At 30.3% G+C, this 18,848-nt stretch carries 20 protein-coding genes and 1 pseudogene; 7 read left to right on the forward strand and 14 right to left on the reverse strand.

Annotated features, from left to right (window positions below):
• The first annotated feature begins 138 nt into the window (after window positions 1-138).
• Window positions 139-582, forward strand: coding sequence for an HTH-type transcriptional regulator MgrA (gene mgrA / locus CD113_RS10990; RefSeq protein WP_002464904.1), 444 nt, complete (start codon window positions 139-141; stop codon window positions 580-582).
• A 378-nt stretch (window positions 583-960) separates the two neighbouring features.
• On the opposite strand, the gene cydC is transcribed toward mgrA, so the two are convergent.
• Both cydC and CD113_RS11000 read right to left on the reverse strand, forming a co-directional pair.
• The gene (gene cydC, locus CD113_RS10995; protein WP_002464903.1) at window positions 961-2,634 is read right to left on the reverse strand and encodes a thiol reductant ABC exporter subunit CydC; all 1,674 of its coding nucleotides are present in this window, start codon (window positions 2,632-2,634) and stop codon (window positions 961-963) included.
• Entirely contained in the window at window positions 2,634-4,256 is a 1,623-nt protein-coding gene (locus tag CD113_RS11000) for an ABC transporter ATP-binding protein/permease (protein ID WP_002464902.1), read from the reverse strand. The genes cydC and CD113_RS11000 overlap by 1 nt, the downstream gene beginning before the upstream one ends.
• A 333-nt stretch (window positions 4,257-4,589) precedes the next feature.
• Between CD113_RS11000 and CD113_RS11005 the strand changes: the two genes are divergently transcribed.
• The 4 genes from CD113_RS11005 to CD113_RS11020 all read left to right on the forward strand — a co-directional run bounded on the left by CD113_RS11005 (window position 4,590) and on the right by CD113_RS11020 (window position 7,821).
• Window positions 4,590-5,465 (forward strand): undecaprenyl-diphosphate phosphatase, encoded by an 876-nt coding sequence (locus tag CD113_RS11005; RefSeq protein WP_002464901.1) that lies wholly within the window; start codon window positions 4,590-4,592, stop codon window positions 5,463-5,465.
• Between the two features lie 639 nt (window positions 5,466-6,104).
• Window positions 6,105-6,788, forward strand: a complete 684-nt coding sequence (locus CD113_RS11010) for a hypothetical protein (RefSeq protein WP_002463933.1) — start codon at window positions 6,105-6,107, stop codon at window positions 6,786-6,788.
• Window positions 6,789-6,793: 5 nt separating this feature from the next.
• Window positions 6,794-7,249 (forward strand): YaiI/YqxD family protein, encoded by a 456-nt coding sequence (locus CD113_RS11015; RefSeq protein WP_002463934.1) that lies wholly within the window; start codon window positions 6,794-6,796, stop codon window positions 7,247-7,249.
• Window positions 7,250-7,254: 5 nt separating this feature from the next.
• Window positions 7,255-7,821, forward strand: coding sequence for an LOG family protein (locus CD113_RS11020; protein WP_002463935.1), 567 nt, complete (start codon window positions 7,255-7,257; stop codon window positions 7,819-7,821).
• A gap of 336 nt (window positions 7,822-8,157) precedes the next feature.
• Here CD113_RS11020 and CD113_RS11025 read toward each other — a convergent pair whose 3' ends face one another.
• From CD113_RS11025 to CD113_RS11040, 4 genes are all read right to left on the reverse strand, one after another.
• Window positions 8,158-8,703, reverse strand: coding sequence for a GNAT family N-acetyltransferase (locus tag CD113_RS11025; RefSeq protein ID WP_002463936.1), 546 nt, complete (start codon window positions 8,701-8,703; stop codon window positions 8,158-8,160).
• A 180-nt stretch (window positions 8,704-8,883) separates the two neighbouring features.
• A complete protein-coding gene (locus CD113_RS11030) occupies window positions 8,884-9,183 on the reverse strand; it encodes a hypothetical protein (RefSeq protein WP_002463937.1) in 300 nt (99 codons plus the stop codon).
• A gap of 148 nt (window positions 9,184-9,331) precedes the next feature.
• Window positions 9,332-9,688, reverse strand: a complete 357-nt coding sequence (locus CD113_RS11035) for an SA0632 family lipoprotein (protein WP_002463938.1) — start codon at window positions 9,686-9,688, stop codon at window positions 9,332-9,334.
• A 66-nt stretch (window positions 9,689-9,754) separates the two neighbouring features.
• Complete coding sequence (locus CD113_RS11040; protein WP_002463939.1) at window positions 9,755-10,198, reverse strand: GNAT family N-acetyltransferase; 444 nt, start codon at window positions 10,196-10,198, stop codon at window positions 9,755-9,757.
• Between the two features lie 124 nt (window positions 10,199-10,322).
• Between CD113_RS11040 and CD113_RS11045 the strand changes: the two genes are divergently transcribed.
• Window positions 10,323-11,012, forward strand: a complete 690-nt coding sequence (locus tag CD113_RS11045) for a DUF1129 family protein (protein ID WP_002463940.1) — start codon at window positions 10,323-10,325, stop codon at window positions 11,010-11,012.
• Window positions 11,013-11,144: 132 nt separating this feature from the next.
• Here CD113_RS11045 and CD113_RS11050 read toward each other — a convergent pair whose 3' ends face one another.
• From CD113_RS11050 to CD113_RS11065, 4 genes are all read right to left on the reverse strand, one after another.
• Complete coding sequence (locus tag CD113_RS11050; RefSeq protein ID WP_002463941.1) at window positions 11,145-11,633, reverse strand: DUF456 domain-containing protein; 489 nt, start codon at window positions 11,631-11,633, stop codon at window positions 11,145-11,147.
• Entirely contained in the window at window positions 11,630-12,844 is a 1,215-nt protein-coding gene (locus CD113_RS11055) for a sugar efflux transporter (RefSeq protein ID WP_095092589.1), read from the reverse strand. The genes CD113_RS11050 and CD113_RS11055 overlap by 4 nt, the downstream gene beginning before the upstream one ends.
• A gap of 207 nt (window positions 12,845-13,051) precedes the next feature.
• A complete protein-coding gene (locus CD113_RS11060) occupies window positions 13,052-13,906 on the reverse strand; it encodes a LysR family transcriptional regulator (protein ID WP_002463942.1) in 855 nt (284 codons plus the stop codon).
• A 102-nt stretch (window positions 13,907-14,008) separates the two neighbouring features.
• Window positions 14,009-14,653, reverse strand: coding sequence for a DUF402 domain-containing protein (locus tag CD113_RS11065; RefSeq protein WP_002463943.1), 645 nt, complete (start codon window positions 14,651-14,653; stop codon window positions 14,009-14,011).
• 203 nt (window positions 14,654-14,856) lie between these two features.
• Here CD113_RS11065 and CD113_RS11070 point away from each other — a divergent pair, with 203 nt between their 5' ends.
• A complete protein-coding gene (locus CD113_RS11070) occupies window positions 14,857-15,963 on the forward strand; it encodes a 5-methyltetrahydropteroyltriglutamate--homocysteine S-methyltransferase (RefSeq protein WP_002463944.1) in 1,107 nt (368 codons plus the stop codon).
• 144 nt (window positions 15,964-16,107) lie between these two features.
• On the opposite strand, the gene CD113_RS11075 is transcribed toward CD113_RS11070, so the two are convergent.
• The 4 genes and pseudogenes from CD113_RS11075 to CD113_RS12755 all read right to left on the reverse strand — a co-directional run.
• Window positions 16,108-16,581 (reverse strand): cupin domain-containing protein, encoded by a 474-nt coding sequence (locus CD113_RS11075; protein ID WP_002463945.1) that lies wholly within the window; start codon window positions 16,579-16,581, stop codon window positions 16,108-16,110.
• Window positions 16,581-17,297: a YebC/PmpR family DNA-binding transcriptional regulator gene (locus tag CD113_RS11080; protein ID WP_002463946.1), complete on the reverse strand. Its 717-nt coding sequence runs from the start codon at window positions 17,295-17,297 to the stop codon at window positions 16,581-16,583. Before CD113_RS11080 ends, CD113_RS11075 begins: the two co-directional genes overlap by 1 nt.
• Before the next feature lie 154 nt (window positions 17,298-17,451).
• Window positions 17,452-17,811, reverse strand: coding sequence for a transcriptional regulator, SarA/Rot family (locus CD113_RS11085; protein WP_002463947.1), 360 nt, complete (start codon window positions 17,809-17,811; stop codon window positions 17,452-17,454).
• 134 nt (window positions 17,812-17,945) lie between these two features.
• Window positions 17,946-18,848 (reverse strand): annotated as a pseudogene (locus CD113_RS12755) (AraC family transcriptional regulator); the annotation flags it as partial.

An 18,848-nucleotide genomic window follows, 5' to 3' on the forward strand; every position in this document is an offset into this window, starting at 1 on the left:
TTCTAAACTTTAAACATACTTTAATTTTAGCATGGCATTGTTTCGTTGTAAGTTGTGAATTTCCTAACAATTTTATGAACTACAATGATAACCCGTCCGAAATTATATTACGGATAGTATGTCTGGAGGAGAACTTTAATGTCTGATCAACATAATTTAAAAGAACAGCTATGCTTTAGTTTGTATAATGCTCAAAGACAAGTTAATCGCTACTACTCTAACAAAGTCTTTAAGAAATACAATCTAACATATCCACAATTTTTAGTTTTGACTATTTTATGGGATGAATCTCCTGTAAATGTCAAAAAAGTCGTAACTGAATTAGCACTTGATACTGGTACAGTATCACCCTTATTAAAAAGAATGGAACAAGTTGATTTAATCAAACGTGAACGTTCCGAAGTCGATCAACGTGAGGTATTTATTCACTTGACTGATAAAAGTGAAAGTATAAGACCAGAATTAAGCAATGCATCTGAAAAAGTCGCTACAGCTTCATCATTATCACAAGATGAAGTAAAAGAACTTAATCGTTTATTAGGTAAAGTTATATATGCATTTGATGAATCAAAAGAAAAGTAAAAAACTTATGTCATGACAATTAAAGTAATGTTTAGAATTTATTGTTTATAGAATGATGGTTAATATTCAATTGAATGATAATTAATAAAAAGCTTGGCGAGTGCTAATGATTCGCCAAGCTTTTTATTATGGTTCTCTAACAAATCGGACTGATACATAATTAAATTTTCAAGCCTCGCACCCCAACTTGCATTGTTTGTAAAATTCTTGATGAAATTCTCTATGTTGGGTCCCTTGCCCAGCTTGCGTGTTTGAAAAAACTGGCTAACCAGTTTTTCTCTGCTGGGTCCCTACCTCAAGATTCTCGGCTTTAAATTAATTTTCGTTTTAAAAATATTCATTTTTTATTTATCAGTATTAAATAATAGAGAACCTTTATTATGAGTTGAATTGAACCATGCGCCATAATTCACCTTGTTGTACAAGTAAATCTTGATAACTTCCCTGTTCGATAATTTTACCATCTATCATGACTACTATTATGTCGAACATAGGTAATAAATTTAAATCATGAGTAGCTACAATTAAAGTTTCTGCATTAGCTTCGATCAATTGCATAGCCTGTTCACTATTTTTTGTGTCTAAAGCAGTTGTTGGTTCATCAAGTATCCATATAGGTTTGTCTTTATTTAATAACAGTCTCGCTAATGACAATCTTTGAATTTCTCCTCCAGATAATGTCGAACCGTTATAATCTAACTGTCGATCTAACGAAATATGATTTAACCCTAATTGTTCAAAAACCTCTTTGATTTCATCATCATTACATGATGTAAATAAATTGGCCTTCACCGTATCATCGAATAATTGTTGCTGTTGTAATAAACCATTTATTACTCGGTATTTTTCTTTATTTTTAATATCATTTATCTCTTGATTATAGAGTTTCAATGTTCCGTTATCATAGTGATACAAACCTGCTAGCAATTGTAATAAAGTACTTTTTCCTGAACCAGAAGGTCCTATCACTGCTACCTTTTGTCCTTTATCAATCGTTAAAGAAACATCTTCCAATACATCATTTTCTTGGTTCCAATATTTAAAATATACGTTCTCTATTACGTAAGCAGATGTTACTGAATCATGTGACAATAATACTTGATTACCACTTGTCTCTGAGGTTGTAAACACATTGTTAATATCACTTAAGGCTTGATCCGTATCTGCTTTATAGTATGCGACATTAGTCATTGGGACTGCTTGTTCAAATAATGTTAATATCATTAGAACGATACTTGTTAAATAGACAACATCTAATCTTCCATTATTTATTTGTATATATCCTAATAACAAACTAGTAAATATGGATAACATCGCTATAATATTTAACATTAAATCATAACGTGTTAAAAATCGCTGCTCTCTGTATTGTTCTTTTGTATAATCTAACAATTCCTTATGCGTTAGTTGCTGAAAATGCCCTACTTGTCCAAAGCGACGTAATTCTTCATAACCCTCTTTATAATCATAAAATCTATTTAAAAATTGGCTTTGTTTAGTTGCAACTTGTGCTTTTAAAATACGTGCTTTGTTAGCACTTAGCCATGGCACAATCAGTAATGTTATAAGCATACTACATAGAATTAGCATAGCATGTGTTATTGATATAAAATACAATGACATCATTGTTATTAAAGCAGTTAACCCAATGACAATGGGTGGATAATACACTCTCAAATATATATTTTGTAGAGCTTCAACACTGCTTACCATACGTGAAATTAAATCAGTAGAACTAAATTGACGATAGACATTAGGTACAACGTTGACCAATTTATCAAAAAATTGAACCCTTATATCCCTAAGCATTGTAAAAGTTGCTTTATGAGATAACAGTCGCTCTATATATTTAAAAATTGCTCTCATAAATCCAAACAATTTAACCGATACAACTAATATCATCAGTGCGTATAAAGGAGCACCATAAGCACTTTTAGTAACCATATAACCACTTAAGAAGAACATTGCTAAAGCCACTAAACTTCCACAAACGCCAACAATCATCGCTAATATTAAATCTTTATCATTGCGAAATTGTAATCGTGATTTCATTAATGTTCCTCCTTCGACTGAAATTTAACTGAAACGTTATCATCATCCGCTTTTATTTCACCTTGTTCCAAATATAATCTTCTTGATAAATTGCTTATAGTGCTATCTCTGTGAGCAATAACAATCATTGTAATATCTTTAAAATATTTGAATAACAGTCGCTGTATAATTTGTTCTGTAGCAATATCTAAACCTGTTGACGGTTCATCAAATATAACTAATTGTGGTTTACTTATTAATAGGCGACAAAGTTCAATACGTCGCATTTGTCCTCCTGATAACATTTCTCCACCTTCACCAATTATGGTATTGATGCCGTGAGATAACGTTTGTATTTTATTTAATAAACCAACTTCTGCTAAGACTTGCTTAACAACTTGGTCGTCTACTTGACGAAACATCGTTATATTATCTTTAATAGATGCACGAAAAATATGTGGTTGTTGACTTAATGTACCAATAGCTAATTCATGTTGAAAACTTATTCGACCATTTGTTGGTTGTAATCTTCCAGTTAACAGTTGTATAAGTGTTGTTTTTCCAGCGCCACTTGGTCCTACTACTGCAATATGGTCACCTTTGAACACTTCTAAATTGATATTCTTTATTACATTTTGATTCAATTCATAAGCAAAATTTACATTTTGAAGAGAAATGATTGCTTGTTGTTGTGGGTTCATCGTAGTCTGTGATATTGTTTGTTGTTCTTGTTGATCAATATATTCAAAGACAACATCACTCGAACCTTCACTCTGTTTACCAGTATGAAACGCTTGTCCTAAATCTTTAATCGCATTATAAAATTCTGGTGCTAAAATGATAGCAATTGTAGCAGTTCGAAAATCAATTGTTTTAAAAACTACAAGACTTAACGTAGCTTCTAAAGCAACTAAACCAATACCTAACATACTAATAAATTCCAACATTAAGCCAGATAAAAAAGCACTTCGTAAAATTTTCATAGTAATATCACGAAATCTAGTACTATCTTCATAAATATTTTGCTCAGTTTGTTCTGTTCTATTAAATAATTTTAAGGTTATTAATCCTTTAGCGACATTCAAAAAACGTTGACTAAACTGATTGAGATAAGTCATTTGATCTTTTGAGTCATCTCTTGTTTTCAGGCCAAAAATAATATAAAACAACGGTATAAATGGTGCAGTTACTATCATTATTATTGCCGTATTTACATGTATAAATAACATAGTTACTATAATAATAAATGGCACCATCATCGATTTAAAAACTTGTGGCAAATAACTACGATAAAATGGACCCATGCCATCAATATTTTCAGTCAACAATGCCATTTGTTCACCAATTAGATACTTATTATGTCTTGATATCATTTGTTTTCTCAAAAGTAATTTAACCTTATAAGCTAATCTATCTCCTAAGTGTTGATTAAGGTGTTGAATTACTGCACGCAAAATAAGTACGCTAACAATAATAAATAGTATATGCATTAGACCCTCATAATGATGGTTTAACATTGCAGATAAAAAATCAGCAATCAATATATTTTGACTGATCACTACTATACCTAAACAAACGCTCATAATAAACATTAAAATTGGATATATTTTATATTTTAAAGCTAAAGCTGTTAATTTTTTCACAATTATATCACCTACGCCTATTATAAAAGTTTTTTTGAAAAATCATATTAAAAAGCTCATAAATTTAAGGAGTGAAAAAAGTATTTTACACATAAAATTAAGCATTTGGCAGTAACTGTCTTATTTTTAAAATGATGATAAATCAACGTTTTAAAAACCTAGTCAGTCTTACCGAGATGGGATTGCGAAACGAGTTTTATATGTCCCACTCCCATATCAGTCTTGAGTCTAGTATTTAGATTAAAACTAGCATGACATTATTTTTATATGCTATCATAAAATGGTATTTTTAAATTTACAAACAAATTAAATGACTATGAAAGTAGGTACAATATGTTCATTATTGAGTTAATTAAAGGAATCATTTTAGGTGTCGTTGAAGGTTTAACCGAGTTTGCTCCCGTATCATCAACTGGCCATATGATTCTAGTTGATGATATGTGGTTAAAATCATCACAATTTTTAGGAACTCAGTCAGCATTTACATTTAAAATTGTTATTCAATTAGGTTCTGTCTTTGCTGCAGCATGGGTTTTTCGTGAACGTTTCTTAGAAATATTGCATATAGGTAAACATAAACATGTTGAAGATATTTCTCAACTACCTAAACGTTCTAAACCTAAACGTTTAAATTTATTACATGTCTTAGTGGGTATGATTCCTGCTGGTATTTTAGGTTTGTTATTCGATGATTTTATTGAAGAGCATTTATTTAGCGTACCAACAGTAATGGTAGGTCTATTGATTGGTGCAATCTATATGATTATTGCCGACAAATATTCAGCGACGGTTAAACACCAACAAACAGTTGATCAAATAAACTATTTACAAGCATTTGTCATTGGTATCTCTCAAGCAGTAGCAATGTGGCCTGGCTTCAGTCGTTCTGGTTCAACTATTTCAACTGGTGTCTTAATGAAATTAAATCACAAAGCAGCATCAGATTTCACATTTATCATGGCTGTCCCAATTATGCTTGCTGCAAGTGGTTTATCACTATTAAAACATTTTGGAGATATTCAACTTGTGGATATTCCATTTTATATCGTTGGGTTTTTAGCGGCATTTACAGTTGGTTTAATTGCCATTAAGACTTTCTTACACTTAATTAACAAAATTAAATTAGTACCTTTTGCAATTTATAGAATTATCTTAGTTATCATTATCGCAATCTTATACTTTGGCTTTGATATCGGTAAACATATTTAACTACTAATTAAATGTGTTTGTAACAAACTTGATATCATGTCATAAACAAAAACAACCAGTTCAATTTATGATTCAACAATCAAATTTGAGTTGGTTGTTTTTTTCGTTTATCAAACATCATTAATAAGCTAGTATTTTGGTTCTCTCCCAAATTGGACTGATATATAATTTTTTTAAGCCTCGCACCCCAGCCTGCACATTATAGTGAAAATTCTGTTGGCAGAATTTTTCTTTGCTGGGGCCCCAATGCCCAACTTTGCCCGTCTTGCACATTTAAAGCTACTCATATTTTAATCTTTAGTAGCTTTTATGCAATTGTTGCGTTAGCAACCAATTGTAATCGCTATTTTTTTCTATGACGGGTCCCTTGCCCAACTTGCATGGCGTGAAAAAACTGGATAACCAGTTTTTCTATGTTGGGCCCGGTCCCTCAGGAGTCTTGGCTTCAAAATAATTTATATTTTAAATTATTCACTTTTTATTTATCAGTCCTGAAAAATAGAGAACCTTTTTTTACGTTTATCAATCATCTTTAATAAGCTTGTCTTTTACCCACTACTTATTATTACGCTAATCGTTTAATTTAATGTATCATTGGGTATGTATATATATAATAATTAACATTTGGAGGAAACATTTATGAACAAGAGAAAAGTCGTTAAATTTATGATTAATGTGTTACCACTAGTATTAGTACCATTAGTTATAGAACGTAAACGCATTAAAGAACACCCTGATGTTCAAAAAGTTACAAATAGCGCTTCAAAAGTTGCTTCAAAAACATCTTCAGTTATTTCAAACACAGCTTCAGATGTTAAAGAATATGTTGGAGATAAAAAACAAGATTTTGATAATAAACGTCAATTGAAAAAATTTGCCAAAGAACATGATCCAGCTTATATCGAGAAAAAAGGCGAAAAATTAGCTAAAGAAAATCGTAAAGAAGCTGATAAACTAGACAAAAAACTTCAAAAAAATATTGAAAAACGTCATAAAGAAGAGCAAAAACAACGTGAAGAAAACGAGAAGCAACGTATTAAAGATATGAAAAAAACACAAAAATACGAAGAAAAAGTTGGTTTAACACCTGGTACATTAGATGATAAAACAGAGAAAAAAGGTGAAAAATTAGCAGAACAAAATCGTAAAGAAATTGATAAAATGAGTAAGAAATTGCAAAAAAATATCGAAAAGCGTCATAAAGAGGAACAAAAACAACAACAAGATGCTGAAAAAGCACGCATCAAAGAAATGAAAAAATATAAAGATTATGTGGCTAAAAGTATTGTCAAACAAAATAAAAATGATCATAGCGAGGCATAATAAATTTGACTCACATTATCATTGATGGAGATGCTTGTCCTGTTGTAGATTCTATTGTAGATTTAACAACAGAGACAGGCATTTTTGTAACTATTATAAGAAGTTTTAGCCACTTTTCAAATCAACAATACCCAAAGCACGTGTCAATTGTTTATGTTGATGATGGACCAGATGCTGTAGATTATAAAATTGTTAAGTTATCTAAACCCGAAGATATTATTATCACGCAAGATTATGGCTTAGCGAGTTTATTAATCGATAAAGTTACTACAGTTATGCATCATAATGGTAAAGTTTATAACCATCAAAACATTCAACAACTACTAGATAAACGACATTTAAACGCTCAAATTAGAAAACAAGGTGGTCGGCATAAAGGCCCATCTCGCTTTACGAAAGCTGATCGCAAACAATTCGAACAATCATTATTAAATATACTATCTACAACAAAAGGAGTTTAATTAGAATGAAAAGAATAGCTGTTTATTGTGGTGCAAGCAAAGGTAATGACCCATTATATGTTAAAGAAGCTTACGAACTCGGAAAATATATGGCTGAACAAGGCTATGAATTAGTGTTTGGTGCTGGTTCTATAGGGATCATGGGTGCTATACAAGATGGAGTACTTGATCATGGTGGTACTGCCATTGGTGTTATGCCAAAAATGTTAGACGAAAGAGAAATTACAAGTCAAAAATTAACTCAACTTATACTTGTAGATTCTATGCATGCACGTAAAGATAAAATGGCAGAATTAGCAGATGCTTTCATTATGGCCCCTGGTGGAGCTGGATCATTAGAAGAGTTTTTCGAAATGTATAGTTGGGCACAAATTGGTATTCATGAAAAACCCATTGCAGTATTTAACTTGAATGGCTTTTTTAACCCCTTACAATCACTTATTAATCATATGATTGACGAAGGTTTTATAGATCCTAAATATAAAAATTTAGCACCATTATGTGATACAAAAGAAGCATTAATTGAGACATTATTAAGCTATCAACCATTAGGTATTCGTACTTACGATTAGCTTTAGTTAAAGTATATACAATTAAATTTTGTCCCTTTATAAATTTTTTCAACTATATTTATTTTTAATTAAGCGAGTAGCGACAAAAGTATTGGATAATAATCAATCTATACTTAATATAATGCGGATGGCAGTAACTATTTAGATAATAAAATGTTGTTTTATTATCGTAGTTAGCTACGCCAAGTTGATGGTAACCGTTGTCATTTATCCCACATTAATGTGCAAGATGAATATCTTCGAAGTAAGTATAAGAAATTAAGGGTTTAGTGCTCATGTTGTTACTCGCTTTTTAGTATGTTGATAAACAGACTAACTGAAAAAATTACTAGTCCGCTACAATGATGTCAATTTCAAGTAATATCTCACTTGTCGTTTAAGTGGATGGTATTTGCTAAGCTCTGGTAATTCAAAATGATCATAATAATGCATTCCTAACTTTTCCATAACTCTAATAGACGCTTGATTAGCTTGTGCTGTAAAACTATATATGTCTTCAATATGATGAGCCTTAGCCAAATTGATCACAGCTTGTGCACCTTCAGTAGCTAAGCCCTGCCCCCAATATTCAGGTAATAATCTCCATCCAATTTCATAAAGCGGTAATTCGCTAAAAGGATAGCCACTATATTCTGGTATGTAATTCAAACCGATAAAGCCAATCCATTGTCGATTAAATTTATACTCTACAGCAAATAAGCCTATACCATGGTCTTTAATCATATTATCCATTATTCTTAAATCAAGTTCTGATTTTTTATAACTTAATAGACTCGGAAAATATTTTCTCACTTGATAATTGGCATTCATTTGTTGAAAAGGTAATAAATCACTTTCTTGCCAATCTCTTAGAATCAAGTGTTCAGTTTCAGCGTAAATCATATTATCTCCTTCCATATATGAATCCTAACTCTTATTTAACATTTGATACGATTAAAAACAGTTCTTTATTGTTTAGAACTGCTCAAAAAAGTGATTAATTATGTATCAGTCCAATTGAGGAGAGAACTTAAAAAACACAAAATTGATTACCTAAACAATTTTGTGTTCATCTCTTTGTCATTATTCAGATTTAGTGACGTATGTTATTAATTCAATATGTACTGGTATTTCTTTTAAATGTTCTCTTTGAGATTTCGGTGCAGTAAAAGTTGCATCAATAAAGTCATGTTGATGATTTAAATGATATGTAGCTACAAAAGTATCTGTATCAGATTCAAAATTTGGTAATTGTGCCACAACACGTTTGATTTCTCCAGTTGAATCAACAATTGTACGTCCAGTAATACTTTCTAATTCTCTACCTAATTCTGGTAAAGTTATGTTTTGTCCTTCTAAAATATTAAAATCTTGCTCATGCATGGTTAATCTCTCCTCTTTATACATTCTATAATAAAAATGTAATTGACTTATTAATATGAATTAATCTTTCTTTATAATTTAATAACCATTTACCCCATTAAATTATAATGAAACGTTGAATTGAAATGACAATTTAATACGTAAAGAATTATTGGTTCTTATCTTTATGCTGTTGCTGTTTTGAACCTTCTTTATGATTAGATTTATGCGTTTTAGTATGTTGTTTGTCATTGTCTTTTTCAGATGATGTATTGTCATCTTTAGATGTATCATCATCTGAACTAGAATCTTCTGATGATAAGCCATTAACTTCTTTTTCAAGATCTTTTTGTTTTTCATCTAGTTTATCTTTTTCTTTTGTTAATTTATCTTTCTTCTCTTTTAACACTTTATTTTCCTTTTGTAAACTATTGATTTCCTTTTCCAAAGATATCTTTTCCTGGCTTTTACCACAACCAGCTAATAGCAACATTGCCGAAAGAACAATTACAATATATTTTGTCATAGCGAGCTCCTTCACTTGTTATAAATCCATTTTATTTTAACATGAAATAAATGACTTTCCATAATGCTATGTTAAATACTTTGTCATAATAACATGACTTACGTCATAACCTAAATGATTATTCAATGCAATCATATCTTTATTTGCACTATTTATTGTACCTGAGATTTGTCTCGCATGATGTTCTATAGCCCATTGTTCAATTTGTTTTTTTAATTTTGTAGCCAAACCTCTACTACGATACCATTCATTAACATATAACATTTCAATATGAACGTTCATTGTCACTTTGTCTAAATGTGCCCAAATAAATGCTATAAGTTGCTGATGTACTTCAATGATATATATCTTATCATTGCCATTTTGTAATCTTGATACGATCATTTCATATCTTAAAGCAATACTGAAAGATGTAGCGTGATAATGTTTTTCAAGTTTATCTAGCATATGCTCTTGTATCGTTGCCATATGCCATAAATAATCACTTTCTGATATATTAATCTCTCTCATTTTTTCAACTCCCATAATAACTATTATAATTAATGTAGTAATATGATATGATTAATTTTATTAATATTTTAGAAAAAGACAACTCATTTAAATTAAAGTTGTTAAAAGGAGCGCTTATATAGCAATGAAAAGTACTGCTCAATTAACAAAAGAAAATAATGTTAAATCTTTAAGATTAAGCAATACAGATAGAGAAATTTTCGAAAACTATATGACATATGTGCGTTCTGATTTTCGTGTAAATCCGCATGATACAGAATTAATGATAAATAAAATTCTCAAACAACTATTAAGTGCCGAACAGCATGGTTTATTAGCTTTAGACTTCTTCAACCACGATCCTAAAGCACATGCTAAAAAAGAATTAAAAGCTTTACCAAATGAAACTTTCAGAAATATTTTTAAATATATATTTCAGCATATCATTTTACTTATTGGTATTGTTAGTTTCTTAAAGGGCTTTTTAGGCTTTTTTATGGAAAAGAATGGTGCAACTTTATATTTATATGCCTTTCCTTTTTCTGTATTGATAGGATTAATTATCGTCTATTTATTTATCTGGATTAGTTGCAAGACGATTCAATTACAATGCTTTAATAATTCAAATTGGGTATGGATATTTACTTATTTAGCCATCATCTTATTAATCGTAGGATTCTTTTACGTCTTTTTTATACCTCAATCTTTACTTGCTTTTGGACCACATGTGAAGGTCAGTAATTGGCTATTTATTTTAATATCTTTTGTCATTATTCCACTAGGATTATACATTGAAAATCATGTAATAAATAAGCATACTAATACTTTTTTATAAAATTTCAACTTGAAAATTGCATACAATATCTCTTCAAATTTAAAGAGCTTATCGCATAGGAGCAAATATATGTTAGCGAGAAAAACTTTCTCTGCTTTGATATATATACGCCATTATGCAATAAGCTCTTTTTTAATTAATAATAACTGCATCTATCATAAACCATACAATCATGATAAACATGATCAATGCTTGGGCTAAACTACTTGCTAGAAAAGCCACAATGGATCCAAAACTTACTTTCAGTGCTTTAGTTACTTCACTACCTTGCAATAATTCAACAATAAATACACAAATAAAAGGCATAATGATAATGCCAAATGGTGGAAGTACAAAACATCCTATGATGATACCTACTAACGCAGCATACTCACCTAATTTTGAACCTCCAAATCGATTAACAAAATAGCGATTCATTAAGAAATCAGCTAGTAAAATTAGAATGGTAAATATAGCCATAGATACATAAAAAATCCATGATAAATGCGCATTATGGAAACCAAGTTGATAAATGATAAATCCTATCCATAATACTAAAACTGAAGGGATGAGTGGTTTGATTAAACCTATAAATGCTAACATGAAACAGCTGATGATTAATAGCCATAATATCAACGTCATAAGTCAGCCACATCCGCTTCAGTGATTTTTTGGTCTTTGGTAAAGTAAATTAATACGATGCCTAAGACAATAGATGATGCTGATACAAAAAAGACATTTTCTAAACCAACCCAATGACTCATAGCTCCTCCTAATAAGTTACCGCACAATTGTCCAATGACCATTGCATTTGCAAAAAGTGTTGAAGCATAACCCGGGAAATCTGGTAAGATATCTTGGAAATAGCTAATGCCTAAACCTAATAAAATAGCTAAAAAGATTGCTAAGAATACTTGACCAGCCAACATCATGTAAAAGTTTTTAAATACGCCTATGCTAAAGTAAAATAGTCCACCAAATAATGCCCCATAAATGAGTAGTGTTCGAGTCTGTAACTTAGAAGATAAGACACCCAAAACAATCATAAATGGCACTTCCAAACCAGCACACAAACTCGCTAAATAACCTACATGTGCTTCACTTTCTTTTAAATAGTCAGTAACAAACAATGGCATATTCATTGTATACATCCACTGCCCAATATGTAATAAAATAAATGCAATAAATGGAACTAATAGTGCTTTATCTTTGAACATATTGGGAGCTGTCGTTTCAATATGCTGCTTTGTAGTTATATGTTGTTTAATATTCAAATTTTTATAGAATAGGACTTGTAATATTAAAGTGAATAAAATAATGCTAATTGTTCCTCCAAAGAGGCCTGCATAGCCTTTCATGGAAATTAATTGTGCACCGATAAAAGGTCCAAATAAAAATCCAAGTGAAAACATCGATCTTAGTACTGTGTTAGCAAACTTTGCCCTATCTTTTGAGCTAGAAACGTTAATTGATTCTCTAGCTGAAGCATAGAGTTGCGGCATGGCAGGTGCATATAAACCTTGAAAAAAAGCATATAACACAATAAATAACCAAATACTATGTACATAAAAATAAATAGAAAAGCCTATCGCACCCATAAGTAGTGCAGTAATAATTAACACTTTTCTATTCAAGTTATGTGTATCTGAAAATCGAGCTATTATAGAATTAACCGTAAACTGACTTATTGCAGCTAATGCTAGCAAAAGTCCATATTGATTTGTTGTCATACCTAAGTCTTTCGTAGCAAATAATACTAAATATGGAATTGTAACAGCCATTCCCATACCAAGTAAAAACATATTTACAACAAATAACTTATAATTTTTTATTTGTAGTAGTGCTAAGAACATTTTAAAACCCTTTCCTAAAGCTGCTTTTTCAATTATAAGAAATATTTATACTAATGTTGTCATAGCTTCAGCATTTGTCAACTCAATAACCAATATATTTAAAATCAATATTCATAGCTAACCGTTGTCATCATTTTTATATTATTACAACTGTAAACTTATTTATCACTAACGTATATAAGACAGTTCAAAATCATTAATAGTCAACTATCTTACATAATTAGTCATTAAATTAACAAATGATTCTATTTGTGGAAGCTGTAACATACTAGGATCATAACTCATAAAAGTTGACCGTATTAATGGTTCATTATCTATTTCTACTTTTTCAAATTCAAATAGCTCTCTATCAATATTCTTCATCATTATTTCTGGCAAAATCGTTACACCAACACCACTTATTAACATTTCTTTACAAGTAGCCACTTGGTCAACAGTAATAGTGGCATGATAATCTTGTTCTAAATTATCGTTATACCATTGTTTTATTTGATTAATATAAATAGGATCTGCCTGAAATTCAATAAATGGTAATTTTGTTACTTCGTCTCTTCTATTTTTAGGAAAAATAAAATAATGATCATCATTAAATAAATGTGTGTTAGATAAATTCATCACTTTATTACCACGAGTAATAATGACATGGTAGTCTCGATGATTCGCCTTAATTTGTTCTGTGGATCCTACTTGTACTTGAATTTCCACATTTGGAAATTGTGTATTATACAAACTCAGTACTTCTGGTAATAATGTTTGACCAATTAGCGATGAACATCCTATTGAAATCGTACCGTTAACTTCACCAATATGCGCCTGCATTTTATCGAAAAATAAACGTTCTCTTTTTAACATATCTTTAGCATGTTCAATAATCATTGTACCTTCAGTTGTTGTTATTAATTGCTTTTTCGTTCTGATAAAGATTTCAACACCGAAGGCACTTTCTATAGCTTTTAATCTCTGTGTTACAGCCGGTTGAGAAATATATAAAATTTCGGCAGCTTTGCGTAATGTCTTTGTTTCATCTAACGTTATTAATAAACGATAATCTTCAATCTTCATAACTTCCCCCTAAAATTATTCATTCCTTATCTACTTAACATTTAATTTGAAATTCATTGTATGAACGAATAATTACTACACAACTAACTTTTAAAGCTATATTTATTTATTCTGCTGTTTAAATTCACTTTTTTTTTGTGCTTTTGATTTAAAATGATGTGGTTTAAAAGCTTTATATTTTCCTTTGTCACCTTGTTTAACCGCTTGTTTTTGAGCTTTATCATTTATTTTATTAAAACAGTACATAATTTTCTTTTGGAATTGTTCGAAATCCTCGGATAGCTCTGCCATAATTTGATGAGCAATCATATATGCTTCATGGAACTGCTTTTTAGTAATTTGTTTATTTTCAAATGCTGCTAATAAATCATCTTCATCGACTAATTCGAATTGTCCGCTTGGTATTGCTAAAACATCTAAACATAAATCAACTGTTCTTGCATTACCTTTTTGAGTTATATTTTTAATATTAATATCAAAATAATATTCAAGCGGATTACCTTTATTATCAAACATGACCGTTATACTATATCGCTTTTTTTCAGGTAAAATTTGTAACCACTGATAATTATCATCTGCAACTACAATATTTTGTCCTACTACCGTCACCTCTAAAGGTTCACGTACTTTTTTCATCGTGACCAAGCCTATAATACCCTTAAACCTATTATTATTAACTTTTACCTCTGTATATTCTCTATCGATCAGGCGACGCCAGTGACGTTTATCTATATATTTTACTTTCACAGTCACCAACTCCTTGTCATTATTATATTAAACTACTTTATCAATGTCATCTTATGTAATTATTTATCCTTCAATGTACTAAAATATTTATTTTTATTTTACTACAAATATCACCAATTTACTTAAAATTGACAATAATTGAATGTTTTGATAAATTAGTTTTATTATATTTTCTGAAAATTCAAAATAAAGGAGTGCTATATATGTCATTACGACCATTTAGAGCCGATCATGTAGGAAGTTTATTACGTCCAAAAAGATTAAAAGATGCACGAGAACAATTTCAACAAGGGATACTAAGCAAGAATGCTTTAACCGAAATTGAAAACGAGGAAATTATAAAAGTGATTAACAAACAATTAGAAGTTGGTTTGCATAGTATCACTGATGGTGAATTCAGAAGAAGTTGGTGGCATTTTGACTTTTTAGAACATTTATACGGCGTAGAAGGTTATGTTCCACAAGACGGTTTACAATTCGAAGGTGTTGAAACACGCAAATATAACGTTAAAATTACAGATAAAGTAGCTTACAATCCACATCATCCTCATTTTGAACACTTTATTTTCTTAAGAGATCAATTGGACGGACGAGCTGAAGCGAAAGTTGCTATCCCAAGTCCAAATCAACTATTTCATCCTAATATTTTAAATGAGCAAATTTATCCTAGTATCGATGATTTTGTAAATGATATCGCATATGCTTATCATGAAACATTGCAACATTTTTATGATTTAGGTGCAAGATACATACAAATAGATGATGTATATTGGGCTGGATTAACAGACGGTACTCAAAAAGTGAGAGGTAGAAAACGTACTGAAGAAGAAAAAGCATTTGCACGACAATTAGCTTATCAAGTTATTAACAAAGCTGTAGATGGCTTACCTAGTGATCTATTACTAACGACTCATATTTGTCGTGGCAATTATCAATCTACTTGGGCAATTTCTGGTGGTTATAATGCTATCGCTCCATTTTTATTTAAAGAACACATTCAAGGTTTCTTTTTAGAATATGATGATGAGCGTTCAGGCGATTTTGAACCATTGCAGCATTTTCCAAGTGACGGCGCATATGCTGTATTAGGACTAATTACTTCTAAAAATGGTCAATTAGAAGATAAAGAACAGATCAAAGCGCGAATCAAAGAAGCACAACGTTATATTCCTTTGGATCATATTTGTCTTAGTCCACAATGTGGGTTTGCATCAACAGAAGAAGGCAATCATTTAACTGAAGAACAACAATGGCAAAAATTGGCATATGTTGTTGAACTAGCTGAAGAAATCTTTGGTACTTCTAAATAATTTTTTCTTCATTTCATTGCTTTCTAGTTCTCGCTCAAATTAGCCTGATACCTATTAGTCATTTTTAATTTATCAGTCCTAAAAAATAGAGAACAATAACCAATAGACCCTCAACTTTTCCATTCAAAGTTAAGGGTCTATTGGTTATATTTCTTTTAATGCATATTGCTGAATAATTTGTGTTAAATGTGGATACATTTCAATTAATTGTTGTTGCTCAAACAACTCGAAATGCTCAAACTCAAATGCTGGCTGACACATACATCCTACTAAACAATAGTCATTCTGATGCTCTACTGATGAAGCAAATATCGTTCCTTTAGGTACTAGAAATTGCAATACATCACCATTTTGTATATTAGGACCAAGTTGAGCTGTACGATAGTCACCTTCTGGCGTTATCATATGGATTGTCAGCGAGTCACCTGCATGATAATACCACACTTCATCCGCATCTATACGATGAAAATGAGAAATATTATTATGCGTCAATAAAAAGTAAATACTACTAAATGGTGCTCTTTGACTATCAGCATCTCTAATAGTCTCTTTATAGTACCCACCTTCAGGATGTTCTGTTAGTTGTAAGTCATCAATCCATTGTTGTGCATTTTTCATTATTTTAAATCCACATTATGAAAGACATTTTGAACATCTTCTAAATCTTCTAATGCATCAATTAATTTTTCAAAAGTTGCTTGATCATCTTCTGATAATTCAATATCAGTTTGTGGTAACATTTCAAATTCAGCAACTTTAAACTCTTCAACACCAGATTGACGAAGTGCATCTTGAACTTGTGCAAATTGATCAGGCTCAGCATAAACAATCGTTAAGCCATTATCATCTACTACATCTTTAACATCTACATCATTGTCCATTAAAGTTTCTAAAATATCATCAACTGATTTGCCTTCAATACCAAAAGTTGCAACATGATCAAACATATAAGCAACAGAACCAGACACACCCATGTTACCACCATTTTTACCAAATGCTGCACGTACATCAGACGCAGTACGGTTAACATTATTAGTTAAGGCATCTACAATTAACATTGAGCCACTTGGTCCAAATCCTTCATATCTTAAGTGGTCATAGTTTTCGTCACCTGCACCTTTAGCTTTGTCAATCGCTTTGTCAATAATATGATTAGGTACTGAATATGTCTTTGCGCGCTCTAGCACTAATCTTAATGCTTGGTTTGATTCAGGATTAGGTTCACCTGATTTAGCTGCTACATATATTTCTTTACCGAATTTGGCATATATTCTACTCGTATTTTTATCTTTTTGGGCTTTCTTTTCTTTAATGTTATTCCATTTACGACCCATAATGTCATCTCACTTTCGATCTGATTAATTAACATTATATATTATACATGAAATTTTAGAGTTTACATACATATAGTTATTAATAATCTACGACTATTTATCATGTTAATAACAAAAATGTGTCGATAAGCATATTGCCCTCGACACGAAATAGTTAAATATTTAAAAATTGTTCTACATCATCAAATAACGCATTAAACTTAGTTACATCTTCGTCATTCATAAAGATATAAATTTTACGTTCATCTTTTGATGATCTAACCTTACTCAAACGTTCTTTCTCAATTAATCTTCTGATAGAAACTAATAACTTGGTTCTACTTAAATCTAACTCTGTCATAGCAGTTTTCAAAAATGTTTGCATCAATATTTTTTCGTCTTTGCAATACTTTATAGTCAAGTTCAACACTGCTAAATCATTGAGAGATAGTTTATACTTTTTATCAATATATTCAGATAATGCTTTATATTGTTTATAGAAGCCAAGTAACGTTTCTAATTTGTCTGTGTTCAAAGTCTTGCACCCCCAAATATATGTAGACAATGCTTACTCTACTATTATCTTAAATTTCATAGTTGCTGTCGTTCGTCTTTGTTTTAAATGCATTGTCAAAATTACTAACAAATATAAATTGAGTTGTACAATACTTACTTTGTCTTCTTCATTATTTTCACAACATAAAGCGCGTTAAATGATACATCGAGTTTTAATGAACCTTGACTAAAATCATGTTCTTTTATTTCAATAGCTGGTTTAAAATAATTATCAACTTTAGCAAGTAAATTTGTATTCCACTCGTATTTATCTCTTAACTCTTTTGAAATCAAATGATTAATATTACCACTATTTTCATCAAAAGTTTCTATAATAATTAAATACTTATCATCTAACGTATTATCTTTGAAATTAATATAAATTTCACTATCATCAATTGATGTATTTAAACCTTCCTGCTCTATAACTCTCCAGTCATATACTACAAGGCAATAATAATCCTCTACATCAATAATAGAATAATAGTTGCTATCATATTTAGCACGTGAAACTGAGTATAAAAATTTAGAAAATATAAGACCTAATGTTGTCTTAAAACCGTTCTTATCATATAAATGCATCGTATTAGCATGATTGTTATCAAAAATATTCAAGCCAAATCCGTCAAAGTTATCATATAAGGCATTTAAAGTTTTATTAATGAGCGGTGCACTGTTACTTAAGTCTCGATCTTTATCATTTAATAATTTATGATTTTCAATATTAAGTAAAATTAAATGTTCATTTTCTAAATCAAAGTGGTCTAATACTTTCTTTAAATTTTTGAATTGAATCGTATTCCTTAGTAACAATTCATCAGTTTTCTTTGTTAAATATGGGTACTGTAACATGTCGTTATCGATAAATAGATTATCAAATTTCAACCTTTTTATTTGAGACTCTAAAGCCTTAAATAAATTTTCATTTTCCATTAAACAGCTAATATTTAATCCTAATTTATAATTGATACGTAAATTTTGTATTTTTAAAATTGTTCGATAGATACTTCTTATTTC

Origin of the sequence: Staphylococcus simiae (assembly GCF_002902085.1) — a bacterium.
Lineage (GTDB): Bacteria > Bacillota > Bacilli > Staphylococcales > Staphylococcaceae > Staphylococcus > Staphylococcus simiae.